Source organism: Agromyces sp. NPDC057679 (assembly GCF_042799635.1).
In the GTDB taxonomy this organism is placed as follows: Bacteria; Actinomycetota; Actinomycetes; order Actinomycetales; family Microbacteriaceae; genus Agromyces.
On record NZ_JBHVIK010000001.1, the window covers coordinates 1132242 to 1157512 of the forward strand.

Genomic DNA, 25271 nt, shown 5'->3' on the forward strand with positions numbered 1-25271 from the left:
GGGTGTCGGGCCGGGCGGGGCCGGGATGTCGGGCCGGGGAGGGTCAGCGGCCGGCGAGCTCCTTCTGCTCCTCGATCTCCTGCGCCGCGACCGCACGCGTCGCCGGCGCAGGCGGGTCGTTCGGCACGGCGGCCGCTCGGGCGCCGAGACCGGGGATCGCCGAGCGCCGTCGCGCCCGGCCGATCGCGCGCAGCGACACCGCCCACTGCAGCCCGTAGCCGATCAGGAACACCAGCAGCGTGAAGATCAGCGCCATCGCCGCACCCTGGTCGGGCTGGTAGAGCTGCGCCGAACGCGGGCTGATCATGGCGTACATGTACACCGACAGCGGCCGCGACTCGGGCGTCGCGAGGAACGCCGGCAGCGTGAACTCGTTCGTGCCGAGGATGAACATCTGGATCCACACGGCGAACACCGTGGGCATCAGCAGCGGCACCACCACCCGGCGGAAGCCCTCGAGCGGGCTCGCGCCGCTCACGACCGCGGCCTCCTCGAGCTCCTTGCGGATCTGCAGCGTCGCGCTGTAGCCCGAGCGGTACGCGATCGACACCCGGTACGAGTACGCGATCACGAGCGCCGCGATCGTGCCCGCGAGCGGGATCACGGGGTTGATCACGAGGAAGGTGAGGAACATCGCGAAGCCCGCGATGACCGCCGGGATCGCGACCGACGACGAGGCGAACAGGTCCATGGCCCTCGACCCCGGAGTGCGCCGGCCGCGCGCGATGCCGTAGGCGAGCACCGTCGCCGCGACGCACGCGATCGTCGCGCTGGCGCCCGCGATGAGCAGCGTGCGCCCGAGCGAGGCCCAGAACTCGCCGTCGGCGAGCACCTCGCCGAAGGCGGTGAAGTGCGTCTGCGTGGCGAGCGCCTCGAACGAGAACGCGATCGGGTACGGGGTGATCGCCGACCAGAGCAGGGCGAACATCGGCAGGACGGCGGTGAGCAGCACGAAGACGAAGATCGCGACGAGCACCGGCGCCTTCCAGGCGCCGAGCTTCATGGTCGTCGGCCGGAACCCCTTGCCCGAGATCGAGGCGCGGCGCTCGGCGCTGCGCGTCGCACGGAGGTAGATCACGAAGGCGATCGTCGTGATCACGAGGAACACGCAGCCCCACGCGGCGGCGAGCCCGTACTGCGGCAGTTCGCCGGCCCCCGCGCTGATGAGGTTCCAGAGCTTCAGGGCGAAGATGTTCTTGCCCGCCTCCTGGCCGAAGAGGAGCGGGATCTCGAGGCTGCCGAGCCCGAGGATGCCGGTGAGCACGGCGACGCCGAGCAGGCCCGGCCAGAGCATCGGCAGGGTCACCCGCCGGAGGGTCTGCCCCCACGACGCGCCCGACACCCGCGCCGACTCCTCGAGCGAGCCGTCCATCGAGGTGAGGATCGGCACGATCATGAGGAACGGGAACGTCACGTTCGTGAGCGACTGCACGACCGTCATCGTCGCGAACGAGTACGGGTCGATGACGAGGTCGCCGGGCAGCAGCCGCAGCAGCTGGTTCAGCACGCCCGACTCGGGCGAGAGCATGAGCTGGTACGCCTGCGCCTTGACGATGGGCGGGATGATGAACGGCACCACGACGAGCACCGAGATCACCCGCCGGAACGGCACGTCGGTGCGCACCGTGACCCACGCGAGGCCGAAGGCGAGCAGCAGCGAGATGATCGTCGAGCCGCCCACGAAGACGGCGGTCGAGCCGAGCACCGACCAGAAGTCCTCGCGCAGCTCCCAGAGGGTGACGAAGTTGTCGACCGACCACTTCGCACTCGACACGCCGAACGGCAGGAACGGACCACGGAACGCCGTGATGACCTGCACGGCCAGCGGGATCGCGAGGAGGAGCGTGATCACCGCTCCCGCGACGATCGTCGCGATCTTCATTCCGGTCGGCCGGGTCCGCCCGGCCGTCGTGGTCCGTCCTGCCGTCGACATGCGGTTATCCGTTCAGTGCCGCGTCGGCGGCGTTGATCATCGCGATCCAGTCGTCGCGGTTCTCGGGCGACTCGATGTTCGTCGTGCCCTCGAGGCCCGCGAGCAGCGCGTCGGCGTTCGTCTTCATGAGGCCGGTCGCCTCGTCGAAGACCGAGGCGGGCAGCCCCGCGTACGGCACCTGCGTGGTCGAGAACTGCTCGTCGGTCATGCGGAGGTTCAGCCAGTCGGGGTTGAAGGCGTTCCAGAGCACCCACAGCATGCCGCCGGCCTGGTTCTTCGCGTCGACGTTCACACCCGAGAACTGCGCGAACACCGGGCCGTTCTCGTACGGCTGCACCGTGAGGCTCGGGTTCGGGTTGAACAGGGTCTGGCCGAGCGCGATCGGCACGTCGCCGTTCGAGAGCGGCGAGTCCTGGTCTTCGAGCACCTGGAGGGTGCCCGACGACTTCAGCTGGCCGATGAGGTCGACCATCGCGTCTTCGCCGTCGGCCATGCCGACGCCCGAGAACACGTTCGCGTTGTAGCTCGCGACCGAGACCTTGCCCGCGTACTGCGGGTCGAGCAGCCCCTCGAGCGTGGCCGGGGCCTCGATCTTGTCGGTGTTGACCTGCATGAGCGAGCCGTTGATGCTGTCGGGCAGCATGCCGGTCGAGCCGAGAGTGAGGAACTCCTCGGGCACGCCGAACTTCGCCCAGTCGACGTCGGCCCAGTAGCCCTCGTCGGTCATCGCCGCCGAGGAGACGATCGAGCCCGAGATCACGTCGGTGTTGCGGGCGCCGGTGGCCTTCGCCGAGATGATCGCCGACGACAGGTTGTAGGTGAGGCCCTGCGTCTCGATCTTCAGGTCGGGGTAGCTCTTGTTGAACTCGGCGATGACCTCGGGCGAGAGCTCGTACCAGTCCCAGATCACGAGGCGGCCGCCGTCGGTCTCCTTGGCCTGCTCGTAGAGGGCGTCCATCTGCTCGTCGATCGCGGGCCAGATGTCCTCGTAGAAGTTCTCGCATCGGGTGACGGGGCCGACCTCGACGGCGTCGCAGGCGCCGGCCGCGGCGGCATCGCCGGAGGGTTCGATGGCCTGCGGCGTCGATCCGGGCGTGCTGCACGAGCTGAGCAGCAGCATGCCGGTCGCCGCGAGGGCGATGAGGCCGCTGCGGGCTGTGGGTGACTTCATGATCCGGGTGTCCTCTCTGACGTGGATCTCTGATGGATGGAGCGGGGGACGGTGCGATGGAGCGGGTGGAGCGGCCTTCCTGCGCGATGGGGTGGCTAGTCGGCGAGCACGCGGCACGCGTGCGGCGCGAGCTCGATGGCGATCTCGCTGCCGTTGGCGGGCGAGTCGAGGGGGGCCCCGCGCGCCACGATCGTGCCGACGACGGTCGGGCCTGCGAGCACCTCGACCTCGTACTCGACGATCTCGCCGAGGAACTCGACCCGTACGACGCGGGCGGGCAGCACGTTCGGGCGATCGGGCGCGGTCTCGTGCCAGCGCACGCTCTCGGGGCGGAACGTGACGGTGACCTCGTCGCCGAGGCCGACGCCGTCGGGGCAGGGGGTCGCGAGCCGCGTGCCGAAGGCTTCGACGAGCGCCTCCCCCGCGCCGCCGCGCTCGCGCACGACCGCGGGGATCATGTTGACCCGGCCCACGAAGTCGGCGACGAAGCGGTCGGCCGGCTGGTAGTAGAGCTCGCGGGGCGAGGCCTCCTGCACGATGCGGCCCTGGTTCATCACGGCGACCCGGTCCGACATCGAGAGCGCCTCGGACTGGTCGTGCGTGACGTAGAGCGCGGTGATGCCGAGCCGCTGCTGGAGGCTTCGCAGCTCATTGCGCATCGTGTCGCGGAGCTTCGCGTCGAGGTTCGAGAGCGGTTCGTCGAGCAGGAGGAGGCGGGGCCGGTGCGCGAGCGCCCGGGCGAGGGCGAGGCGCTGCTGCTGGCCGCCCGAGAGCGCGGTGGCGGGCCGGTTCGCGTAGGCGTCGAGCTGCACGAGCTCGAGCGCCTCCATGGCCCGGGCCCGCGCCTCCTTCTTCGGCAGCTTGCCGCCCGAGACCTGCAGGGGGAAGACGGCGTTGGCGAAGACGGTCATGTGCGGCCAGATCGCGTAGTTCTGGAACACCATGCCGACGTCGCGCTTGTCGGGCGGCATGTGCTCGGTGCCGGTCGAGAGCACCTTGTCGTCGAGCGTGATCCGCCCGCCGTTGCTCGTCTCGAGGCCGGCGACGCAGCGGAGCGTGGTCGTCTTGCCGCACCCCGAGGGCCCGAGGAGCGAGGTGAAGGTGCCCGGCTCGATGGTGAAGCTGACGCCCTTGACGACGGGCACTGCGCCGCCGTCGAGCTCGTACTGCTTCTCGAGGCCGTCGACGACGAGGCGGCCGCCTCCCTGTGCTGCAGTCATGTGTCCGCTCCTTGGCGATTTCTGAATTCTGGATCCGATTGAAGGACGAGGATGCCCCGGCGGGACCGTGCGGCGGCCATCAGTGCTCGACCGCCTGCGCCGGCGCTCCGCCGCGGGCGTCGGCCCCGGCCTCACGAGGGCGGGCGTCAGCCCGGGCCTCGCGAGCCTCGCCCCAGCCGACGGTCACCTTGGGCCTCGCGAAGAACAGCACCACGATCGCGCAGAGCGCGAACGCGCCGACCGCGAGCCACAGCGACTGGGCCATCGCGGTCGAGAAGCCGCCGACCGCCGCCGAGGGCAGGCCACCGGCCGATCCCGGCGCGAGGTCCTCGGCCGTGAAGCCCGGCAGTTGCGCCGCGAGCGTGAGGCTCATGAGGGCGGCGATCGCCGCCGAGCCGAGCACCGAGCCGAGCTGGCGGGTCATCGTGTAGACCCCCGAGCCGGCGCCGGCCTGCGCCCGCGGCAGGTTGCGCGTCGCCGTCGAGGCCAGCGGTGCGAAGACGCCCGAGATGCCGAGCCCGAGCAGCGCCGAGGGCAGGAGCAGCAGCCAGTACGGGACATCCGGCCCGATGAGCACGCTGTACCAGGCGAGCGCGAGCGCCGAGAGCGAGAGCCCGGCGAGCGCGACCCACTTCGGGTCGATCCGGTCGCTGAACCGGCCGACGAGCGGGGCGAGTACGCCCGAGATCACCGCCATCGGCACGAGCATGAGCGCCGCCTGCGTCGGCGTGAGCCCGCGCCCCACCTGGAAGTAGAACGCGAGCGGCAGCGGCATCGTCGTCATCGCGACGCCGACGAGCGAGATCGCGACGTTCGACAGCGAGAAGTTGCGGTCGCGGAAGAGCCCGAGCGGCAGCAGCGGCTCGGCCGTGTTGAACGCCTGCCAGACCACGAAGCCCGCGAGCACGACGAGCCCGGTGACGATGACGCCCCACACGGTGATCGGGCCGGCGATCGTGCCCCAGTCGTACGTCTCGCCCTCCTGGATGCCGAAGACGACGAGGAACATGCCCACCGCGCTCAGCACGACGCCGAGCCAGTCGAAGCGGTGCGAGTGGGTCTCGAGGTTCGGCACGAGGCGCCACGCGGCGACGAACGCGACCACGCCGACCGGGATGTTCACGAAGAAGACCCACTGCCAGCCGAGCGAGTCGACGAGCACGCCGCCGAGGATCGGGCCGACGAGCGTCGCGACGCCCGCCACCGATCCCCAGAGCCCCATCGCCGCACCGCGCTGGTTCGGCGGGAAGACGCGGGTGATGACCGCCATCGTCTGCGGCGTCATCAGCGCCGCACCGAGCCCCTGCAGGGCGCGGGCCGCGATGAGCGTCGTGATGTCGCCCGAGAGCCCGCACCAGAGCGACGCCAGCGTGAAGACCACGAGGCCGACGAGGTACACCCGCTTCGGCCCGAAGCGGTCGCCGAGCCGGCCCGTGATGAGCAGCGGCACCGCGTACGCGAGCAGGTACGCGCTCGTCACCCAGATCACCGCCGTGAGGTCGGTCTCGAGGTCGGCGAGGATCGCCGGGTTCGCTATCGACACGATCGTCGTGTCGACGAGGATCATGAAGAACCCGATGACGAGCGCCCAGAGGGCGGGCCACGGTCTGGCGGTCTGGTTCATGGTCGGCTTTCGCAGGGGGAGGTCACGGGCCGGGGGTGGGGTTCAGTTCGCAGCGGATGGCTCGCCCGGCAGCCCGACGACGGGTTCGCCGAGGAGCGGGGTCGAGACCGCGTAGATGCCGTGGTTGGCGAAGAGCCAGATCAGGTTGCGGTCCCACTCGACGAAGATGCCGTGCACCGGCGCCGCGAGGTCGTCGTCGTCCTTCAGTCCCATCGGGGGCACGAAGTACGCGCCGACCTTCGGGTCCTCGGGGTCGCGCACGTCGAAGATCTGCAGCCCCGCCGCGTAGAAGGCGTAGGGGATCACGCCGCCGTGCGGGGTGCCGGTGTTGGTGAAGTAGCCCGAGCGCTTCGGCCCGAACGAGCCCCGGCGCTGCGCCCAGTCGGTGAACGCGGCCTCGGCGGGCGGCACCGGGCGGGGCAGGGTACGCACGACCCGCGGGTTCGTCGGGTCGGAGACGTCGATCTGGTAGATCTCCTTGGCCGGCTCGTAGCAGTCGGTGTTCATCGGGTAGCCCGAGACGTAGACGTAGCCGGTCTCCTCGACCTGGGTCGTGTCGACGTTGTCGCCCTCGGTGCCGGCGACGCTCGTCGGGAGCTCGCACCAGCCGACGTGGTGGATGTTCGCCGGGTCCGAGACGTCGAGCACGAAGAAGCCCTGGCCGCCCTGGGCGGCGTAGCCGTAGCGGCAGCCCGACTCGACCGAGCGCGGCATGAAGACGCCCATGCGCGAGCCGAACCAGGAGGTCTTGTTGTTCCAGCGATCGTTGCCCGCGAGGTACTCGGAGTCGGCCTCCTCGCCGGCGCGGGAGCCGGGCACCCACCAGGTCGAGAGCAGCTCGGGGTTGGCGGGGTCGCTGACGTCGTACGCCGCATGGCCGGCGGTCCAGAGCGTCGTGCGGTAGGGCTGGTTCGTGAAGGTGTTGTCGGGCGCGGTCGCGACGAAGAGGTACTTGTCGCCGTAGTAGACGGGCAGGTCGAGCACGCCGTTGCCCTCCTGGATCTCGTCGGGCCCGTGGTTCGGGTCGGTCGAGACCTCGGTGAGGAGGGTCCAGTCGCGGGGGCTCGGCCCGTTCATCTCCCAGGTGCGGAAGCCGCGCAGGCCCTCCCACTCCTTCAGCTGCCCCTCGACGGTGTCGTCGAGCCACTTGTTGGCGACGCGCCCCTTGAGGAAGTAGCGCGGGGTCTCGCTGGCCTGGACGGCGATGTGCTTGCCGAGCTGCTCGTTCCACTGCACCGTGGTCGCGCCGAACTGGGGGCGGGGGTCGCCCCAGCCCCACTCCTCCTCGTCGACGATCTTCAGGTCGCGGGGGTCGGTGATGTCGTACAGCTTCCAGTGGTTGCCGCCGCCGTAGTGCAGCATGTAGCGGGTGCCGTCGAAGTCGTAGATGCACTGCCACGAGTGGCTCGTGTTCACGACGATCGGGTAGAACGCCTCGGCGGTCGCGTTGAGGGCGTACGTCTCGGGGTCGCGGTAGTCGAGCTGCCCGGGCCAGTCGACGAACACGTCGCGCGGCACCGACGGGGTGGAGGCCGGCGGGAGGAAGGTGCCGTCGGGCTGCATGCCCCAGGTGCCGGGCTCGGGGTCGCGGGGTTCGCCGTCGACGCGCTCGAAGTCCTCAGGACGGTACTTCTTCGCGTCGGGAACGTAGGGAGAGCCGGCCATGTCGCCTCCATTGGCAGCTGGAACTGAGATCGTCGCGACGCGGTGCGTCGTCACATTCAGCGTCGCCAGAAGTTGCGATACCGTCCAATATCTATTCGGCTCGGAGCCATGACCGTTCAGGCATACCGACCGAACTGCTGCGCTTCGCGTTCGGCGTGCTCGCGTTCGAACTCCGCGAGCCGCGCCCCTTCGACCCGGAGATGCTCGAGCAGGGCCGAGGCCGCCGCCGACGGTGCGCGGTCGGCGAGCCGCGTGACCCCGACCGCGCGCCGGATCGAGCTCAGCGGGGTCGGCAGGATGCGGAGCTCGCGGTCGTCGACGGCGATGAACATCGGCAGCGCCGCGATGACGTCGGTCGACACGAGGAGGTTGCGCAGCGTCAGCATCGACGTGCACTCCACCCGGTCGGCCGGCAGCGGCAGGCCCTCGTGGAAGAAGACGGCCTCGAGCTCGGCGCGCAGCGCCGTCTGCGCGAGCGGGAAGATCCACGGGTAGCGCACGAGTTCGGCGAGCGCGGTCGTCGGGCCCTGGTGCACGGGATGCCCCGCCCGAGCCACGAGCCGGATGGGCTCGAGGTGCAAGCGCTCCTGCTCGAGCCTGACGGGCACGCTCGACGAGAGCCGGCCGACGGTGAGGTCGAGGTCGCCGGCGAGCAGCAGCTGCTGCAGGGTGTCGGGCGTGCCCTCGCGCACGACGACCGTGAGGCGCGGGTGCTCGACCTTGAGCCCAGCGATCGCCCGCGGCAGCAGCAGGTTCGAGCCGGCCAGGTGCGTGCCGACCGTGACCGTGCCGAGCTGGCCCGACTGGAGCAGCCGCACCTCCTCCCCCGCGATGCGCAGCTCGGCGAGCACCGAACGGGCGCGCTCGATGAAGGGCCGGCCGTACTCCGTCGGCGTGACGCCGCGGGGCAGCCGCTCGAACAGCGGCACCCCGAGCAGGTCCTCGACCTCGCGCAGTCCGCGGGTCACGACCGGCTGGGTGATGTGGAGCGCCTCGGCGGCGCGCACGAGGGTTCCCTCGTCGGCGATGGCGGCGACGAGGACCAGGTGCCGGATCTTGAGTCGGCCATCGAGGAGGCGGTCAGTGCTCATGCAACGGAACCATAGCCGAACGGGCATGGCAGCGCGTCAACTCGGCATTTGTCGGCATCCCGCCCGGTTCCTAACCTGAACCCATGTCCTCCCCGACGTCACCGGCGACGATCGCCCTGCCGACCAAGCCGACGCCTCGCGCGCCCCGCCAGATCCGCAACTTCATCGACGGCGAGTTCGTCGACGGCATCCGCGGCTTCGACAAGATCGATCCCGTCGACGGATCCCTCGTCGGGCAGGTGCACGAGGCCGGCCGGGTCGAGGTCGACCGGGCCGTGGCCGCCGCGCGCGCCGCGCTCGACGGCCCGTGGGGCCGAATGTCGGTCATCGAGCGCACCCGCCTGCTGCGCCGCATCGCCGACGTCATCGATCGCCGCGCCGAAGAGCTCGTCGCGGCCGAGGTCGGCGACACGGGCAAGCCCGAGACCCTCGCCCGCGACCTCGACGTCGCCCGGGCGGCCATGAACTTCCGCTCCTTCGCCGACACCGTCGCGGCGGCCGGGCTCGACTCGTTCCTCACCGAGCTGCCCGACGGGCGCCGGGCGCTCAACTACGCCGTGCGCAAGCCGCTCGGCGTCGTCGCGGTCATCGTGCCCTGGAACCTGCCGCTGCTGCTGCTCACCTGGAAGCTCGCCCCGGCGCTCGCCGCCGGCAACACCGTCGTCGTGAAGCCCTCGGAGGAGACGCCGTCCTCGGCGACCATGCTCGCCGAGATCCTCGCCGAGGCGGGGCTGCCGGCCGGCGTCGTCAACGTCGTGCACGGCTTCGGCGCGGGTTCGGCCGGCGCGTTCCTCACGGAGCATCCGGGCATCGACGGCGTCACGTTCACCGGCGAGTCCTCGACCGGCTCGACGATCATGCGCGCGGTCGCCCCGCGGGTGCGCCCCGTGTCGTTCGAGCTCGGCGGCAAGAACGCCGCCGTCGTGTTCGCCGACGCCGACCTCGACGCCGCGGTCGCCGGCCTCGCCCGCTCGACGTACCTCAACACCGGCCAGGTCTGCCTCTGCACCGAGCGCATCTACGTCGAGCGGGCGGTCTTCGACGACGTCGCCGCCGGCCTCGCCGAGCAGGCGCGGCGGCTTCGCCTCGGCCGCCCCGAGAACCCGGCGACCACGACCGGCCCCCTCATCTCGCAGGCGCACCGCGAGAAGGTGCGCGGCTACCTCGACCTCGCCGTGGCCGAGGGCGCGACGGTGCTCGCCGGCGGCGGCATCCCGACCCTCGGCGAGGGCCTCGACGGCGGCTCGTGGATCGAGCCGACCCTCTGGACCGGCCTCGACAACTCGCATCGCACCGTCCGCGAGGAGATCTTCGGACCGGTCGCCGCCCTCATCCCCTTCGACACCGAGGAGGAGGCGATCGCGCTCGCGAACGACACGGACTACGGGCTCGCCGCGGTGACGTGGACGAGCGACCTCACCCGCGGCCACCGGGTCGCGCAGCGCATGCGCGTCGGGATGTCGTGGGTGAACACCTGGTACCTGCGCGATCTCCGCAGCCCCTTCGGCGGCGTGGGCCTCTCGGGCATCGGCCGCGAGGGCGGCCACCACTCGCTCGAGTTCTACACCGAGCCGACGAACGTGTGCGTGCAGCTGTGAGCGGCGAGGCGACGGCCACGGCCCTGCACGCCGCCGAGGAGCGGCTGCATGCGGCGGCCCGCGACCGCCTCGCCTGCTCGCCCGTGCGCGAGCTCATCGGCGAGACCGACCAGGATGCGGCCTACGCCGTCCAGTCGCTCGGCATCGCACGCCGGCTCGCCGAGGGCCGACGGATTGTCGGGCGCAAGATCGGCCTCACCTCGCCCGCGGTGCAGGCGCAGTTCGGCGTGTTCACGCCCGACTACGGCGTGCTGCTCGACGACATGGTCTTCGCCGACCGCGAGCCGATCGACCTCGGGCGCTTCCTGCAGCCCCGCGTCGAGGCCGAGGTCGCCTTCGTGCTCGGCCGCGACCTCGACTCCACCACGACCCACGTGGCCGAGGTGCTCGCCGCCACCGAGTTCGTGCTCCCGGCGATCGAGGTCGTCGACTCGCGCATCGCCGGCTGGGACATCCGCATCACCGACACGATCGCCGACAACGCGTCGAGCGGGGCGATCGTGCTCGGCACCACCCCGCGCCGGATCGAGGGGCTCGACCTCGCCGAGCTCGGCATGCGCCTCGACCACGGGGGCGAGCCCGTCTCGACCGGGTCGGGCGCCGCGTGCCTCGGCAGCCCGGTCATCGCCGTCGCCTGGCTCGCGCGCGAGGTCGCCCGGCACGGGCGGCCGCTCCGCGCGGGCGAGATCGTGCTCTCGGGTGCGCTCGGACCGATGGTCGCGGCGAGCGCGGGCGTCTTCCACGCCCGCCTCGACGGTCTCGGCGAGGTGCGCGCGGACTTCACCACGACCGCCCTCGAAGGAGCCGCAGCATGACCACCGCCGTCGCCATCATCGGATCGGGCAACATCGGCACCGACCTCCTGATCAAGGTCAAACGCCTCTCGTCGACGCTGCACGTGGCCGCCATGGCCGGCATCGACGCCGACTCCGACGGGCTCGCCCGGGCGCGCCGGCTCGGGGTCGCGACGACCCACGAGGGCGTCGACGGACTCGTCGCGATGCCCGAGTTCGAGGGCGTCGAGCTCGTCTTCGACGCGACCTCCGCGGGGGCGCACGCGCGCAACGACGCCGTCGTGCGCGACCGCGGCCGCCTGATGGTCGACCTCACCCCGGCCGCGATCGGCCCCTACGTCGTGCCCGTCGTGAACCTCGGCGACGAGCTCGACGCCACGAACGTGAACATGGTGACGTGCGGCGGCCAGGCCACCGTGCCGATGGTCGCGGCGGTCTCGCGGGTGGCGCCGGTGGCGTACGCCGAGATCGTCGCGTCGATCTCCTCGCGCTCGGCGGGCCCCGGCACCCGGGCGAACATCGACGAGTTCACGGAGACGACGGCCAGGGCCCTCGAGGTGATCGGCGGCGCCGAGCGCGGCAAGGCGATCATCGTGCTGAACCCGGCCGATCCGCCGCTCATCATGCGCGACACGGTGTACTGCCTCGTCGAGGACCGGGCCGACGCCGCGCTCGACGAGGACGCCGTGCGCGACTCCGTCGCCGCGATGGTCGCGGAGGTGCAGGGCTACGTCGGCGGCTACCGCCTGAAGCAGGAGGTGCAGTTCGACCGCGTCGACGAGCCCTACGTGCCGGCGCTCGACCGCCCGTTCCGCGGCACCCGCGTCACCGTCCTCCTCGAGGTCGCGGGCGCCGGCCACTACCTGCCCGAGTACGCGGGCAACCTCGACATCATGACCTCGGCGGCGCTGCGCACGGCCGAGCGACTCGTCGCCGCACGGAACGGAGCCACGGCATGAACGCCACCGCCACCGCCACCGAGACGGCGCCCGCGTCCGCGCCCGCACCCGCGGTGTACGTGCAGGACGTCACGCTCCGCGACGGCATGCACGCGATCGCCCACCGCTACACGCTCGACCAGGTTCGCGACATCGCGCAAGCCCTCGAGGCCGCCGGCGTCGACGCGATCGAGGTCGCCCACGGCGACGGCCTCGGCGGCTCGAGCGTCGCCTACGGGCAGGGCGCGCACACCGACTGGCAGTGGATCGAGGCGGCCGCCTCGGTGCTCGACCGGGCGAAGCTGACGACGCTCATCCTGCCGGGCATCGGCACGATCGACGACCTCGAGCGGGCCCGCGACCTCGGCGTCGCGAGCGTGCGCGTCGCGACGCACTGCACCGAGGCCGACGTCGCCGCCCAGCACATCGGCTGGGCGCGCGAGCACAGCATGGATGTCTCGGGGTTCCTGATGATGAGCCACATGAACGACCCCCGGGGTCTCGCCGAGCAGGCGCGGCTCATGGAGTCGTACGGCGCGCACTGCGTCTACGTCACCGACTCGGGCGGCCGGCTCACCATGCGAGACGTCGCCGACCGCGTCGACGCGTACCGCGAGGTGCTCTCGCCCGAGACCCAGATCGGCATCCACGCGCACGAGAACCTCTCGCTCAGCGTCGCGAACAGCGTGACCGCCGTCGAGCACGGCGCCTTCCGCGTCGACGCCTCGCTCGCAGGGCAGGGCGCCGGCGCCGGCAACTGCCCGATCGAGGCGTTCGTCGCCGTCGCCGACCTCCTCGGCTTCGGGCACGGCTGCGACCTCTTCGCCCTGCAGGATGCCGCGGAGGAGCTCGTGCGGCCGCTGCAGCGCCGGCCCGTCCGCGTCGACCGCGAGACCCTCACGCTCGGTTACGCCGGGGTGTACTCGAGCTTCCTGCTGCACGCCGAGCGGGCCGCCGAACGGCACGGGCTCGACGCCCGCGACATCCTCGTCGAACTCGGCCGCCGCCGCATGGTGGGCGGCCAGGAGGACATGATCGTCGACGTCGCCCTCGACCTCGTGGCCGAGCGCACCGCGAGCATCGTGCCCGGCGCGCGCCAGGACGGGGACGCCGCATGACCGCCGCAGCCGCCTTCGCCGCCGCCCTCGACCGGGCGCAGCGCACCGTCTCGCCGATCGCGCGCCTCGACGCGGGCGAGGTCATCGGCCTCGGCACCGCCTACGCCGCGCAGCACGCGCTCGTCGCCCGTCGCGTCGCCCGCGGCGAGCGCGTCACCGGCGTGAAGCTCGGGTTCACGAGCCGGGCGAAGGCCGCGCAGATGGGCGTCGACGACGTCATCATCGGCACCCTCACCGATGCGATGCGCGTCGAGGACGGCGGCGCCTTCGACCCCCGCGCGGCGATCCACCCGCGCGTGGAGCCCGAGGTCGCGTACCTCCTCGGCGTCGACCTCGACAGCGCACCCGACGGCGAGCTCGACCCGGCCACCGCCATCGCCGCCGTCGCGCCCGCGCTCGAGGTGATCGACTCCCGCTACCGCGACTTCCGGTTCAGCCTCGACGACGTGGTCGCCGACAACGCGTCGGCGGCCGCCTACGCGATCGGCCCGTGGCGGAGCGCCGCCGCGGCCGGTCCCCTCGACAACCGGGCGGTGCGCCTCGAGCTCGGCGGCCGGCTCGCGCAGGCCGGCTCGACCGCGGCGATCCTCGGCGATCCCGTGCGCGCGCTCACCGCCGCCCGACGCCTTGCACGCGAGCACGGCTTCGCCCTGCGGGCCGGCACCGTGCTGTTGGCCGGCGCCGCGACGGCGGCCGTGCCGCTGCCGGGCGACGGCCACGTCGAGGCGACGATCGCCGGTCTGGGCCGCGTGTCGTTCCGCGTCGAGCGCGGGGCGGCCGCCGACGGCTCGAGGGTCGGCGACTCCGAGCAGCGGGAGGACGCGTCATGAGCGACGCACGCGGCATCCTCGTCGCCGGCAAGGCGACCCCTCGCGGACGGTTCCCGCACGCGAAGGTCGCGGGCGACCTCGTCTTCGTGTCGGGCACCTCGAGCCGCCGTCCCGACAACACGATCGCGGGCGCGGAGGCCGACGAGTTCGGCACCACCCGGCTCGACATCGCCGTGCAGACCCGCGCGGTCATCGAGAACCTCCGCGAGATCCTCGCCGAGGCCGGCTGCAGGCTCGAGGACCTCGTGCAGGCGACGAGCTACCTCGTCGACATGAACGACTTCGCCGCCTACAACGCGGTCTGGGCCGAGTACTTCGACGAGCAGGGCCCGACCCGCACGACCGTCGCCGTGCACCAGCTGCCGCACCCGCACCTGCGCATCGAGATCCAGGCGGTCGCGCGCCGCCCCGAGGCTTCCGACGTTCCCGATACCGCCACTCTCGAGGAGGAGAAGAAATGAGCACCATCCCACCCGTGATCGATTTCGCCGCGTGGATCAAGGAGCACGAGCACCTGCTCCAGCCGCCGGTGAACAACAAGCAGGCGTTCATCCCCATGAACGACTTCATCGTGCAGGTCGTCGGCGGGCCCAACCAGCGCACCGACTTCCACTTCGACCCCTACGAGGAGTGGTTCTACCAGTACCGCGGCAACATGCACGTCAACATCCAGACGGAGGACGGCCCGCAGCGCATCGACATCCGCGAGGGCGAGATGTGGCTGCTGCCCGGCAACGTCTACCACTCGCCGCAGCGCCCCGAGGCCGGTTCGATCGGCATCGTCATCGAGCGCATCCGCGAGGAGGGCACGCTCGAGAAGTTCGCGTGGTTCTGCCCGAACTGCAACGAGAAGGTGCACGAGGTCGAGCTGCAGGTGCGCGACATCGTCGAGGACCTGCCGCCCGTCTTCCGCGAGTTCTACGAGAGCGAAGAGGGTCGGACGTGCCCGAACTGCGGCACCGTCCACCCCGGCAAGGGCTGACCCCGTTGGGCACGATCGACATCCACACGCACTACGTGCCGAGCGCCTGGCCCGATCTGTCGACGCAGATCGGGCCGGGGGTCTGGCCGTCGCTGCGGGTCGACTCCGAGCGCGAGGCGATGATCATGCTCGGCCAGGCCGAGTTCCGTCGCGTGGAGTCCGACTGCTGGGATGCCGAGGCACGCCTCGCCGACATGGACGCCGACGGGGTCGACCTCCAGGTCGTCTCACCCACGCCGGTCTTCTTCTCGTACGACAAGTCGGGCGACGAGGCCGTGAAGGTCGCGCGCATCTTCAACGACCTCGCCCTCGAGATCTGCGCGCCGGCGGCCGATCGCCTGCTGCCGTTCGCGCAGGTGCCCCTGCAGGACACCGACGCCGCGTGCGCCGAGGTCGACCGCGCGATCGCCGCCGGGCACCGCGGGGTCGAGATCGGCAACCACGTGGGCGACCGCGACCTCGACGACGAGGGCGTCGTCACCTTCCTCCAGCACTGCGCGTCGCAGGGCGTGCCCGTGCTCGTGCACCCCTGGGACATGCCCGAGTCGCCGCGGCTCGACCGGTGGATGGCGCGCTGGCTCACCGGCATGCCCGCCGAGACGCACCTGTCGATCATCGCGATGATCCTCGGCGGCGTCTTCGACCGCGTGCCGCCCTCGCTCCGCATCGCGTTCGCCCACGGCGGCGGCTCGTTCGCGTTCTGGCTCGGCCGACTCGAGAACGGGTGGCACCGCCGCCCCGACCTCATCGCGACGAGCGAGCTGCCGCCGTCGGCGTACCTCGACCGGTTCAGCGTCGACTCCGTCGTCTTCGACGATGCGCCGCTGCGCCTCCTGGTCGACACGCTCGGCGCCGAGCACGTGATGGTCGGCAGCGACTACCCGTATCCGCTCGGCGAGCGCCCGGTCGGGTCGGTCCTCGACCGCGCCGACTTCCTGAGCGACGCCGAGAAGGCGGCGATCCGACACGGCAACGCCCGCCGCTTCCTCGCGATCTGAGCCGGGGCGCCCGCACGGCGGGCGCCCCGCCCGGCCTCTCGCTTCCTCCCCCTTGCTCGCAACCAGACCCCGGAGACCCGCACATGAGCCTCGCGACATCCGCCCCCCACTCGATCGACCGCGCGACGTGCGCCGCGCTCGACGCGGCCGACCCGCTCGCCCGGTTCCGCGAGCGCTTCGCGCTGCCCGAGGGCGTCGTCTACCTCGACGGCAACTCGCTCGGCGCCCTGCCGCGCGCGACGCCGGGGCACGTCGAACGGGTGATCGCCGAGGAGTGGGGCACGGGCCTCATCCGCAGCTGGAACGATGCGGGCTGGTTCGACAAGCCCGCCGCACTCGGCGACCGCATCGCCCCGCTCATCGGTGCGGCGCCGGGCGAGGTCGTGCTCGGCGACTCGACGTCGGCGAGCCTCTTCCAGGTGGTGACGGCGGCCGCCCGCCTGCGCCCCGGCCGCCGGGTGATCATCTCGGAGCGCGGCAACTTCCCGACCGACCTGTATGTGCTCGAGTCGGTGCAGGAGCTCCTCGGCGAGCCCGGCCGCCCGCTCGAGCGCCGGCTGATCGACGACGAGGGCCCGACGCTCGACGAGGTGCTCGACGGCGACGTCGCGGTCGTCGTGCTCACCCACGTGAACTACCGGACCGGTCGCATGTACGACCTGGCCGAGGTGACCCGGCGGGTGCACGAGGCCGGCGCGCTCATGGTGTGGGACCTCTGCCACAGCGTCGGCGCCGTGCCGGTCGAGCTGAACGCCGCCCGGGCCGACTTCGCGATCGGCTGCACGTACAAGTACCTCAACGGCGGGCCCGGCTCGCCCTCGTTCATCTGGGTCGCGGGTCGCCATCAAGGCGTCGCCCGGCCGCCGCTCACGGGCTGGCACGGCCACGCCCGCCCCTTCGACTTCACCGTCGGCTACGAGCCCGCCGACGGCATCACGCGATTCCGCGTCGGCACGCCGCAGCTGCTCGCGGTCGCCGGGCTCGAGGCGAGCCTCGAGCTCTGGGCGGAGGTCGACCTCGCCGAGCTGCGCGAGAAGAGCCTGCGCCTCACCGAGCTGTTCATCTGCCTCGTCGACTCCCGGCTCGCCGAGTGGGGCATCGAGGTCGTGACGCCGCGGCAGTCGGCGCGCCGCGGCAGCCAGGTCGCGCTGCGCGCGGGCGGCGCCGTCGGAACCGGCACCGGTGACGCGCTCGACGCCGGCGACGGCTACGCCCTCATGCAGGCGCTCATCGAGCGCGGGGTCATCGGCGACTTCCGCGCGCCCGACCTCATGCGCTTCGGCTTCGCCCCGCTCTACGTCACGCACACCGACGTGTGGGACGCGGTCGCGACGCTCGAGGACCTGCTGCGCACCGGGGCCTGGCGCGAGCCCCGCTTCGCGCGCCGCGGGGCGGTCACCTGACCCTCCGTCACCCATCGGGCCCCGCGAAACATTCGACGGATGCCTCGGGGCCGATGTGTACACTCAGGGCATCATGTTCGCCGGCGTGTACACCGCCTCGCCGGTCGAGTAGGCCCGTCCGGGCCGACTCGAGATCCCCCCGGATCACCGAGGAGCCCCGTGAAGCCCACCGTGCAGACCCTGCTCGACCGTCCCGAGCTCGCCCTCGGCCTGCTGACGCCCGCCGACGCGCTGCCCGACGGCGCGCTCGACGCCCCGGTCGTGTGGGCGCACAGCTCCGATCTCGCCGATCCGACCCCGTTCCTCGACGCGGGCCACGTGCTGCTGACGACCGGCACGCAGTTCGCCGAAAGCGCCGCGGCCGACGCCGAGTTCGCCGAGGCGTTCGTGCGGCGGCTCCGCGAGCGCGGCATCGCGGCGCTCGGCTTCGGCACCGAGGTGATCCGAGCCGGCACCCCCGAGACGCTCGTGGCGGCGTGCCTCGCGCAGGGGCTGCCGCTCTTCGAGGTGCCCTACCGCACCCCGTTCATCGCGATCGCGCGCACGGTCGCCGACCTCATCGCCGAGGACGCCTTCGCCAGGCAGGCGTGGGCGCTCTCCGCGCAGCGCGCGATCTCGCTCGCGGCGCTCCGCCCCGACGGGCTCTCGGCGACCCTCGCCGAGCTCTCGCACCGGCTCGGGGCCTGGGTCGGACTCATCGACGCGACCGGCTCGCTCGACCGCGAAGCCCCAGAGGGCGGGCTCGCGCAGCCCGCGCTCGGCGAGGTCGTCGGCGAGGCCCGCTCGATGATCCGCCGCGGCCAGCGGGCGAGCCGCACCCTGCTCGCCGCCGAGTCGACCGAGGCGCCGCAGCGCATGACCCTGCAGACCCTCGGCGGCGGCGGCGCGCTGCGCGGCGTGCTCGCGATCGGCGACTCGGCCGAGCTCGACCAGGCCGGCCGCGAGGTCGTCACCTCGGTGATCGCGCTCGCGGGCCTCGCCCTCGAGCAGAACCGCGACCTCGACCGCGCACGCGGCCACCTGCGGTCGGGCCTGCTCAGCGGCATCCTCGCCGGCGACACGACCCTCGCCGAGCGCGTCTCGGCCGAGATGTGGGGGCCGTTGCCCGAGCCGCCGATTCGCATCATGGTCACGGATGCCCCGCTCACCCAGGCCGACCGTCTCACCGAGCTTCTCGAACTCCGCGTCGAGGAACGCGGCGGGCGGCTGTTCTTCGGCCGCGACGACGAGCAGTACGTGCTCGTCGTCGAAGAGGCCGACGCCCCGCTCGCCGAGGAGATCGCGACCGAGTTCGAGCTGCCCGTCGGCGTCTCCGACCCGGTCGGCGGCGGCGCCGTCGCGCAGGCGCACGAGCAGGCGCTGCGCGCGCTCGACCGGGCGAGAGAGAGCGGCGCCGGCGTCGTCGCCTTCGACGAGATCAGCCGCCAGGGCGTGCTCGCGTTCCTCGCCCGCACCGACGCGCGTGCGGTCGCCCTCGCGACCCTCGCCCCGCTCACCGAGCACGACGCCGCGAGCGGCACCTCGCTCGTCGTGACGACCCGCACCTGGCTCGAGCACGGCGGGCAGTTCGACGCGACGGCGCAGGCCCTCGGCGTGCACCGGCACACAGTGCGCAGCCGCATCGCCCTCGCCGAGCGGTTGCTCGGACGCGACCTCTCGGGGTTCCACGCCCGCGCCGACCTCTGGGCGGCGCTCCTCGCGGTCGAGTAGGGGCGCGCTCGGAGCGTGACTGCAACCCAGAAGCGCAATGACGATTTCTGCGCGAAAAGCGATCTTCACATTCAAAATCCGTCACATTAACCCTTGCCGCTCGCACGGTGAGTCGCTACGGTCATCCTATCTTTCCCTACCAAGGAGACCGCAAAGATGCGAATCCGGCCAGCGAAGACCCTGATTTCCAGCTCAATCATCGGAGCAATGATCGGAGCGGTGGTCGTCACCGCACCCGCGTACGCGGCTCCCGATGTTCAATCGATCACTCCCTCGTCGACCGGGCCGGCCGGCATCGACGCCGTCATCCCGCGCCCCACGGAGTGGACGGCGGGTGACGGAAGCGTCGCCCTGACCCGCTCCTCCCGCCTCCTCATCGACGGACCGTCGCGCGACCTCGCGCTGCTCCCCGCCGGTGACGCCGCGTTCCCGGGACCGGTCGGCGAGATCACGCAGGACCTCTCGAAGCGCGTCGGCGCCGAGCTCCGCGAGCTCACAGGGCTCCCGCTCAAGTCGACCGGCGCCGTCAAGACGGCGACCGACGGCGATATCGTGCTGCGGCTCGTCGACGACGAAACGCTCGGGGCCGAGGGCTACCGGTGGTCGAGCGACGGCCCGATCGTCATCGAGGCCGCGACGACGAACGGTCTCTTCTACGGCACGCGCACCCTGGTTCAACTGCTCGAGGCCGACGACGACCACCGCGACGTGCCGAAAGCGACCGCGACCGATGTGCCCACGCAGGCCGTGCGCATGATCCAACTCGACGCCGGACGCAAGTACTGGTCGATGGACTCCCTCGAGAACCTGCTGCGCCGCATGGGTCAGCTTCGACTCAACACGCTCTTCCTGCACCTGTCGGATTCCGAGGGTTTCCGGCTGTACAGCGAGAAGTTCCCGGGGCTCGCCGACCCCGAGCACTCGTACAGCCGCGACGACATCGACCGGCTGAAGGTACTCGCCGCCGAACAGCACGTGCAGCTCATGGGCGGGGTCGACGTGCCCGGCCACGCGACGGTCATCAGCGAAGCGTTCGACGTCGGCTTCGGCTCGGGCGAGGGCGCATGCACGCAGGCGCACACGCACTCGCACCTCACGCCCGACTGGATCATCGACATGACGAGCGACGAGGCGGTCGCGAAGACCGCCGAGATCGTCGACGAGTTCTCGTCGTGGTTCGACGCACCGCTCTTCTCGATCGGCGCCGACGAACTGCCCGGCCAGCTCGCGAACTGCCCTCGGGTGGCGAACACGATCGCCGACGACCCCGAGATCGACTCGCTCGGCGACATGCTCACGCGCTACATCAACACGCTCGACGCGGTCATCAGCGAGAACGGCGCGCGCACCGCGATCTACAACGGCGTCGAACACATGTCGACGCCGAAGCAGGACCTCAACGCCTCGGTGGTCGACCTCACCTGGGAGGGCACGGGCGCCGGCCCGGCCGTTCCCGGCCACGACGAGATCGCGATCGGGCCGTTCTACCTGACGCCGAACAACTACCACAACCTCTACCCCGACACCGCGTGGATGTACGACGAGTGGGCCCCGAACACCGAGGCCGACATGCTCGGCTCCGGCATGCCGCACTGGGCGGATTACAACTTCTGGTCGGAGGACGCGTATTGGGAGCAGCTGAGCGCGCTGCCCCGGGCCGTGCTCGCCGACCGCTCGTGGAACGGCTCGGCGACGCCCGACGACCTCGCCGTGTTCACCGCGCGGTTCGACGCGCTCCCCGATCCGGCCGGACTCACGACGCCCGATGAGCAGAAGCGGGTCGACGACGGCGAGCCGTCCCACCGTTGGACCTTCGACCAGGCCGACTACCCCTCGGGCTGGACCTGGGCGGGCAGCCCCGGCAACACGATCTTCGCCGAGGACGCCGCAGGCGACCTGCCCGGCTCGACCTACATCATCAACAACCCGACCCTCGTCGACGACGGCGTGAAGGGCGAGGCGTTCCGGTTCGACCACAACCGCGACGGCGTCGGGTTCGGCGGCGTCGACGTCGCCGAGCCGTGGACGGTGTCGACCTGGGTGAAGCTCTCGGCCGAGACCGCCGATCAGGTGCTGCTGAGCTCGAAGTACGGTGCACTGAAGCTGCGCCAGGCGGGCACCGGCAAGGTCGGTTTCACCGAGTACGGCGTCGCCGATCATTCCTTCGAGTTCACGCTCCCGGTCGGACGCTGGGTCAACCTCACGTGGGTCGCGACCGAGGACGAGACGACCCTCTACGCCGATGGCAGCCGGGTCGGCAGGGTCGCCGCGTCGATACCGCTGCCGCTGCGATCAGTGGGAACGCCGTCGGCGAGCCTGCGCGGCGATCTCGACGAACTGACCACGTGGGACGAAGCGCTCGACGGCGATCAGGTCGCCGAGTGGTTCGGCGAGTACGACGTGCCGGCGTGGGACTACACCGCGTCGACGGCGTCGCTGAACTCGCACGAGAGCCCCGAATGGTTCGACGACGACAAGTTCGGCATCTTCATCCACTGGGGGCCGTACTCGGTGCCGGCCTGGGGGCCGCGCGGCTCGTACGCCGAGTGGTACTGGAACTACATGAACTCGGCCGGCTCGGCGACGAACCAGTATCACCAGGCCACCTACGGCGCCGACGTGCCGTACGACCGCTTCATCGACGACTGGAAGGCCGAGAAGTTCGACCCGAAGGCGTGGGTCGACCTCTTCAAGGACGCCGGCGCCAAGTACTTCGTGCTCACCTCGAAGCACCACGACGGCACCGCCCTCTGGGGCAGCGACGTGAGCGGGCGCGACACGGTCGACCTCGGCCCGAAGCGAGACCTCGCGGGCGAGCTGTTCTCGGCGGCGCGCGAGGACGGCGACCTCAAGGCGGGCTTCTACTACTCGCTCTACGAGTGGTACAACCCGGCCTACACGGGCAAGCCTGCTCGCAACCCGTACACGGGCGCCGAGGTGCCCTACACGGGCGCGCCGACCGGTGTGAACTACGTCGACGGCTACATGCTCCCGCAGATGCGCGAGCTGATCGACAAGTACGACCCCGACATCATCTGGTGCGACGGGCAGTGGGACAAGCCCGCCTCGTACTGGAAGACCGCGGGCGTCATCGCCGAGTACTACAACCAGGCGAAGAACCGCGAGGAACCGAAGGGCGTCGCCGTCGCGAACCGGTGCAAGATCGACTCCGGAGCGCTCGACTCGACCGAGCTCGACTTCCAGACCCCCGAGTACACGGTCAAGCCCGACATCGACACGAACAAGTGGGAGTCGAGCCGGGGCATCGCGCACTCGTACGGCTACAACCAGAACGAGCCGATCGAGGACTACCTCACGAGCGACCAGCTCGTGGAGTCGCTCGTCGACATCGTGAGCAAGAACGGCAATCTGCTGCTCGACGTCGGACCGAAAGCCGACGGCACCATCCCCGAGCTGCAGGCCGAGCGACTGCGCGACATCGGCGCATGGCTCGACGTCAACGGCGAGGCGATCTACGGCACGACCTATTGGAACCGGGCCGACGAGCCCGCCTCCGACGTCCCGGTTCGGTACACCCAGCGCGACGGATCGCTCTACGCGACGACCTTCGACTGGCCGGGTGACCAACTCACGCTCGGTGGCGACCTGCCGTTCGGGGACGACACCACGGTGAAGCTGCTCGGCTCCGACGGGAAGGCGCTCGACTGGGAGCGCAACTCGGCCGGTGAGGTCGTGGTCGAGATGCCCGCCGACGGTGCCGACGCCACGACGTCGATGCACGCGTTCACCTTCGAGATCTCGAGCCCGGGCACTGACAGCCTCCTACGCACGACCGTCCGGGTGCCCGAGGCGGTGCAGCGAGGAACGACCGTCGTCGGGTCCGCCGTCATCGCCAACCCCTCGTCGAAGGCGTCCGCGAAGGCGAAGGTCGAGATCGACGGACCGGAAGGATGGACCGTGAAGGCGGGCAGCGCTTCGGTGCCCGCACTCGGCCCGGGCGAGTCGTACGTCGTGCCGATCACGATCTCGGTGCCGGCGGGCGCCGATGCTGCGAGCGGCCGGATCGTCGTGACGACCACGACGGACGGTGTGTCGACATCGGCCGCCGCGACCGTGAAGATCGCACTGCCCAACCTCGCGAAGGGCAAGCCGGCGACGCAGTCGAGCACCGCATGGGAGGGCGTGCCCGCGCGCGCGGTCGACGGCGACCGCAACGGCGCCTTCTCCGGCAACTCGGTGACCCACACTTCGGAGCCGTCGAAGGAAGCCTGGTGGCAGGTCGACCTCGGCGAGAACGCCGACCTCGACCGCGTGGAGATCTACAACCGCACGGACTGCTGCGGCGAACGTCTCTCGAACTACTGGGTCATGACCTCGGACGTGCCGTTCACGGCGAGCACGCTCGCCGATGCGCGGGCAGAGGCCGGCACGGCGATCCGCGTCGCCGAACAGGCCGGTCGACCGTCGGTCATCGACCTGCCCGACGGCGCGACGGGGCGCTACGTGCGAATCCAGCTCGAGTCCGCCACCCTGCCGCTCTCGCTCGCCGAGGTCGAGGTGCTCGGGCTGCCGCGCAGCGGCTGAGTTCCGGCCGCCTCACCGAGTGGGCGATCTTGGTCGGCGCGCCTCGCGAGCCCACCAGGATCGCACGCTCGGCATGATGCAGCACGCCGAGCGGCGCGAGCCGGGCAGGACCCGGCGACGGCGTCAGCGCCCCTGCGCCGCGATGACCTCGCGGTACCAGCCGAACGAATCCTTGCGGGTGCGCTCGCCGGTCTCGAAGTCGACGTGCACGAGGCCGAAGCGCTGCGTGTAGCCCTGCGCCCACTCGAAGTTGTCCATGAGCGACCAGGCGAAGTAGCCCTGCACGTCGACGCCCTGCTCGATCGCCGCGGCGACCGCGCGCACGTGGCCGTCGAGGTAGGCGATGCGCTCGGCATCGTGCACGGCGCGACCGCCGTCGGATGCCTCGACCACCTCGTCGACGAACGATGCCCCGTTCTCGGTGATGACGACGGGCGGCAGCGCGTCGCCGTAGTCGCGGCGGAGGCCCACGAGGAGCTCGGTGAACGCGGCCGGCACGATCGGCCATTCGAAGCCCGTGAGCGGCGTGCCCTCGGGCGGTGCGACCGGCTCGAACGGCAGGCCCGCGGCGGCGAACTCCGAGCCCGCCGCGGGCGCGGCCACGTACGTCGGGTTGTAGAAGTTCACCCCGTAGAAGTCGAGCGGCGCCGAGATGAGCTCGAGGTCGCCCGCCTCGAGCCCGGGGAACTGCTCGAGCCCGAAGGCCGAGAGGTCGGGGTAGGCGCCCGTGAGCACGGGGCCGGCGAAGATGCGGTTGTAGATGAGGTCGAACGCTCCGGCCGCCATCAGGTCGTCGACCGACTCGCCGGCGGGCACGACGAGGGTGTGGTTGTTCGTGATGCCGACCTCGGCGTCGCCCGCCGCCCGGATCGCGGCGACCGCGAGCCCGTGCCCGAGCAGCTGGTGGTGCACGGTCGGCAGGGCGCCGAGCATGAGCTCGCGCCCCGGGGCCTGGGTGCCGAGCGCGTACCCCTCGAGCGTCGTCATCGCGGGCTCGTTGAGGGTGATCCACCGCCCGACCCGGTCGCCGAGGCGGTCGAGCACGAGCCCGACGTACTCGGCGAATCGCTCGGCGGTGTCGCGCACGAGCCAGCCGCCCGCGTCCTCGAGGGGCTGCGGCAGGTCCCAGTGGTAGAGCGTCGGCAGCGGCGCGATGCCGGCCCCGGCGAGCGCGTCGACGAGCCGCTCGTAGTAGTCGAGCCCCGCCGCGTTCGCGGGCCCGGTGCCGCCCGGCTGCACGCGGGGCCAGGCGATCGAGAAGCGGTAGTCGGTCGCGCCGAGTTCGGCGAGCAGGGCGACGTCGTCGCGGAACCGGCGGAAGCTGTCGGCGGCGACGAGCGCGTTCGAGCCGTCGATCACGCGACCGGGCTCGGCGGTGAAGGTGTCCCAGATGCTCGGCCCGCGCCCCGCGGCATCCGTGGCGCCCTCGATCTGGAACGCGGCCGTCGCCGCACCCCAGCGGAAGCCCGCGGGCAGCCGCAGCACCGGGTCGGCAGCGGCCGGCTCGGCCGTCGTCGCACGCGTGGTCGGGGCATCCTGCATCGTGAACCTCACTGTCCGTCGCCAACTGGGACGCTTGACCCAGTTCGACCCACCCTAGCGGGCCGGGCGCGCGCTGGGAAGAGCCGCCGCCCCTTCCCGCCCGCGGCGC

18 protein-coding genes are annotated in these 25271 nt (G+C 71.5%); 11 read left to right on the forward strand and 7 right to left on the reverse strand.

What is annotated here, in order from left to right; all coding sequences use genetic code 11:
- Positions 1-43 precede the first annotated feature (43 nt).
- From ACFVAJ_RS05075 to ACFVAJ_RS05100, 6 genes are all read right to left on the reverse strand, one after another.
- Positions 44-1933 carry an ABC transporter permease gene (locus tag ACFVAJ_RS05075; RefSeq protein WP_376941736.1) on the reverse strand — a complete coding sequence of 630 codons (1890 nt, stop codon included), beginning with the start codon at positions 1931-1933 and terminating at the stop codon, positions 44-46.
- Between the two features lie 4 nt (positions 1934-1937).
- Complete coding sequence (locus ACFVAJ_RS05080) at positions 1938-3104, reverse strand: hypothetical protein (protein WP_376941738.1); 1167 nt, start codon at positions 3102-3104, stop codon at positions 1938-1940.
- Between the two features lie 95 nt (positions 3105-3199).
- On the reverse strand, positions 3200-4324 hold the full coding sequence (locus tag ACFVAJ_RS05085) for an ABC transporter ATP-binding protein (protein ID WP_376941741.1): 1125 nt from the start codon (positions 4322-4324) through the stop codon (positions 3200-3202).
- A gap of 79 nt (positions 4325-4403) precedes the next feature.
- The gene (locus tag ACFVAJ_RS05090) at positions 4404-5948 is read right to left on the reverse strand and encodes a DHA2 family efflux MFS transporter permease subunit (protein WP_376941743.1); all 1545 of its coding nucleotides are present in this window, start codon (positions 5946-5948) and stop codon (positions 4404-4406) included.
- A gap of 42 nt (positions 5949-5990) precedes the next feature.
- Entirely contained in the window at positions 5991-7613 is a 1623-nt protein-coding gene (locus ACFVAJ_RS05095) for an LVIVD repeat-containing protein (RefSeq protein ID WP_376941745.1), read from the reverse strand.
- Positions 7614-7729: 116 nt separating this feature from the next.
- Positions 7730-8704 carry a LysR substrate-binding domain-containing protein gene (locus ACFVAJ_RS05100; protein ID WP_376941747.1) on the reverse strand — a complete coding sequence of 325 codons (975 nt, stop codon included), beginning with the start codon at positions 8702-8704 and terminating at the stop codon, positions 7730-7732.
- A gap of 83 nt (positions 8705-8787) precedes the next feature.
- On the opposite strand from ACFVAJ_RS05100, the gene ACFVAJ_RS05105 reads away from it, so the two are divergent.
- The 11 genes from ACFVAJ_RS05105 to ACFVAJ_RS05155 all read left to right on the forward strand — a co-directional run bounded on the left by ACFVAJ_RS05105 (position 8788) and on the right by ACFVAJ_RS05155 (position 23620).
- The gene (locus ACFVAJ_RS05105) at positions 8788-10302 is read left to right on the forward strand and encodes a 2-hydroxymuconic semialdehyde dehydrogenase (RefSeq protein ID WP_376941749.1); all 1515 of its coding nucleotides are present in this window, start codon (positions 8788-8790) and stop codon (positions 10300-10302) included.
- On the forward strand, positions 10299-11117 hold the full coding sequence (locus ACFVAJ_RS05110; protein ID WP_376941751.1) for a 2-keto-4-pentenoate hydratase: 819 nt from the start codon (positions 10299-10301) through the stop codon (positions 11115-11117). Before ACFVAJ_RS05105 ends, ACFVAJ_RS05110 begins: the two co-directional genes overlap by 4 nt.
- Positions 11114-12055 (forward strand): acetaldehyde dehydrogenase (acetylating), encoded by a 942-nt coding sequence (locus ACFVAJ_RS05115; RefSeq protein ID WP_376941753.1) that lies wholly within the window; start codon positions 11114-11116, stop codon positions 12053-12055. Before ACFVAJ_RS05110 ends, ACFVAJ_RS05115 begins: the two co-directional genes overlap by 4 nt.
- Entirely contained in the window at positions 12052-13152 is a 1101-nt protein-coding gene (gene dmpG, locus ACFVAJ_RS05120) for a 4-hydroxy-2-oxovalerate aldolase (RefSeq protein WP_376941755.1), read from the forward strand. Before ACFVAJ_RS05115 ends, dmpG begins: the two co-directional genes overlap by 4 nt.
- Entirely contained in the window at positions 13149-13982 is an 834-nt protein-coding gene (locus tag ACFVAJ_RS05125) for a 2-keto-4-pentenoate hydratase (protein ID WP_376941757.1), read from the forward strand. The genes dmpG and ACFVAJ_RS05125 overlap by 4 nt, the downstream gene beginning before the upstream one ends.
- Positions 13979-14443, forward strand: coding sequence for a RidA family protein (locus ACFVAJ_RS05130; RefSeq protein WP_376941758.1), 465 nt, complete (start codon positions 13979-13981; stop codon positions 14441-14443). Before ACFVAJ_RS05125 ends, ACFVAJ_RS05130 begins: the two co-directional genes overlap by 4 nt.
- Positions 14440-14964 (forward strand): 3-hydroxyanthranilate 3,4-dioxygenase, encoded by a 525-nt coding sequence (locus tag ACFVAJ_RS05135; protein ID WP_376941760.1) that lies wholly within the window; start codon positions 14440-14442, stop codon positions 14962-14964. Before ACFVAJ_RS05130 ends, ACFVAJ_RS05135 begins: the two co-directional genes overlap by 4 nt.
- 5 nt (positions 14965-14969) lie before the next feature.
- Entirely contained in the window at positions 14970-15962 is a 993-nt protein-coding gene (locus ACFVAJ_RS05140) for an amidohydrolase family protein (RefSeq protein WP_376941762.1), read from the forward strand.
- Between the two features lie 83 nt (positions 15963-16045).
- On the forward strand, positions 16046-17365 hold the full coding sequence (kynU, locus tag ACFVAJ_RS05145) for a kynureninase (protein ID WP_376941764.1): 1320 nt from the start codon (positions 16046-16048) through the stop codon (positions 17363-17365).
- Positions 17366-17524: 159 nt separating this feature from the next.
- On the forward strand, positions 17525-19075 hold the full coding sequence (locus ACFVAJ_RS05150; RefSeq protein ID WP_376941766.1) for a PucR family transcriptional regulator ligand-binding domain-containing protein: 1551 nt from the start codon (positions 17525-17527) through the stop codon (positions 19073-19075).
- 207 nt (positions 19076-19282) lie between these two features.
- A complete protein-coding gene (locus ACFVAJ_RS05155; protein WP_376941768.1) occupies positions 19283-23620 on the forward strand; it encodes an alpha-L-fucosidase in 4338 nt (1445 codons plus the stop codon).
- 123 nt (positions 23621-23743) lie between these two features.
- Here ACFVAJ_RS05155 and ACFVAJ_RS05160 read toward each other — a convergent pair whose 3' ends face one another.
- Positions 23744-25162, reverse strand: coding sequence for a GH1 family beta-glucosidase (locus ACFVAJ_RS05160; protein ID WP_376941770.1), 1419 nt, complete (start codon positions 25160-25162; stop codon positions 23744-23746).
- Positions 25163-25271 lie beyond the last annotated feature (109 nt).

Bases quoted from the DNA above. Each gene is read 5' to 3' on its own strand.
- ACFVAJ_RS05130 (WP_376941758.1), top strand. From the start codon at position 13,979: ATGAGCGACGCACGCGGCATCCTCGTCGCCGGCAAGGCGACCCCTCGC.
- dmpG (WP_376941755.1), top strand. From the start codon at position 12,052: ATGAACGCCACCGCCACCGCCACCGAGACGGCGCCCGCGTCCGCGCCC.
- ACFVAJ_RS05105 (WP_376941749.1), top strand. From the start codon at position 8,788: ATGTCCTCCCCGACGTCACCGGCGACGATCGCCCTGCCGACCAAGCCG.
- ACFVAJ_RS05085 (WP_376941741.1), bottom strand. From the start codon at position 4,324: ATGACTGCAGCACAGGGAGGCGGCCGCCTCGTCGTCGACGGCCTCGAG.
- ACFVAJ_RS05095 (WP_376941745.1), bottom strand. From the start codon at position 7,613: ATGGCCGGCTCTCCCTACGTTCCCGACGCGAAGAAGTACCGTCCTGAG.
- ACFVAJ_RS05090 (WP_376941743.1), bottom strand. From the start codon at position 5,948: ATGAACCAGACCGCCAGACCGTGGCCCGCCCTCTGGGCGCTCGTCATC.
- ACFVAJ_RS05075 (WP_376941736.1), bottom strand. From the start codon at position 1,933: ATGTCGACGGCAGGACGGACCACGACGGCCGGGCGGACCCGGCCGACC.
- ACFVAJ_RS05115 (WP_376941753.1), top strand. From the start codon at position 11,114: ATGACCACCGCCGTCGCCATCATCGGATCGGGCAACATCGGCACCGAC.
- ACFVAJ_RS05100 (WP_376941747.1), bottom strand. From the start codon at position 8,704: ATGAGCACTGACCGCCTCCTCGATGGCCGACTCAAGATCCGGCACCTG.
- kynU (WP_376941764.1), top strand. From the start codon at position 16,046: ATGAGCCTCGCGACATCCGCCCCCCACTCGATCGACCGCGCGACGTGC.
- ACFVAJ_RS05155 (WP_376941768.1), top strand. From the start codon at position 19,283: ATGATCGGAGCGGTGGTCGTCACCGCACCCGCGTACGCGGCTCCCGAT.
- ACFVAJ_RS05125 (WP_376941757.1), top strand. From the start codon at position 13,149: ATGACCGCCGCAGCCGCCTTCGCCGCCGCCCTCGACCGGGCGCAGCGC.
- ACFVAJ_RS05135 (WP_376941760.1), top strand. From the start codon at position 14,440: ATGAGCACCATCCCACCCGTGATCGATTTCGCCGCGTGGATCAAGGAG.
- ACFVAJ_RS05160 (WP_376941770.1), bottom strand. From the start codon at position 25,162: ATGCAGGATGCCCCGACCACGCGTGCGACGACGGCCGAGCCGGCCGCT.
- ACFVAJ_RS05080 (WP_376941738.1), bottom strand. From the start codon at position 3,104: ATGAAGTCACCCACAGCCCGCAGCGGCCTCATCGCCCTCGCGGCGACC.